General features: G+C 43.0%; 1 protein-coding gene. It reads right to left on the reverse strand.

The genetic code is table 11. The annotated features are described in order from the left end of the window. Positions 1-714 (reverse strand): head fiber protein (locus tag N1032_RS25330; RefSeq protein WP_259543355.1); only part of this gene is annotated, 714 nt, incomplete at both ends.

The raw sequence follows: 714 nt of genomic DNA on the forward strand, positions 1-714 counted from the left end.
CTGCTGCTGTTACATCACCACCACCCCCACTACCACCAGAAGCATTTAATGTACCATCACTAGTTATGGATAAACCAGAACCAACTTTAACACCACCGAGAGTGGTTGTTGTAGCTGGAGTGAGCGTGTATTTATTGGTATCCGTATAATCTTTAGCTGATTGTAGTGTGACAACATCTTGGGCATCTGAGTGTGTGTTCGCACTGGTCAAAGCAGCATTAGCTTTTGTGGTAGCATCGGAAGCAGAGGCGGATTTAGCATCATCTACATATTTCTTGGTTGCAGCCTTATTATCATCTGCTGTAGTTCCTGCTGCACTTGTGGGTGTTGAAGGTACAGATACATATTGAGCTTTAGAGAAATTTACTAATGGTGCTACAGAAGCCGTAGAGGACACAGCAATATTAATATCATCTTGGAAAGTTACAGAATCATTAAATTGTGTTTGTGCTTCACTAACCTGAAGATCAGGTGTATTGTCTTTACGCATAAATACAGAAGTATCAGGGGCACTAGTACTGATAGTTCCATCTGTAGCAATAGTGATATTTGCCCCCTGCTTAACACCACCAAGAGTTGTAGCAGTGGCAACCGGTAATACGTAACTAGACCCACCCCCTCCAGTAGCACTCAATGTTCCATCAGAGGCTATTGTTAGATTGGCCCCTACCTTTATACCGCCAAGTCTTGAAGAACTAGCAGTAGGTAGGGTAT

It is taken from the genome of Herbiconiux daphne, from assembly GCF_024979295.1.
Classification (GTDB): Bacteria; Actinomycetota; Actinomycetes; order Actinomycetales; family Microbacteriaceae; genus Herbiconiux; species Herbiconiux daphnes.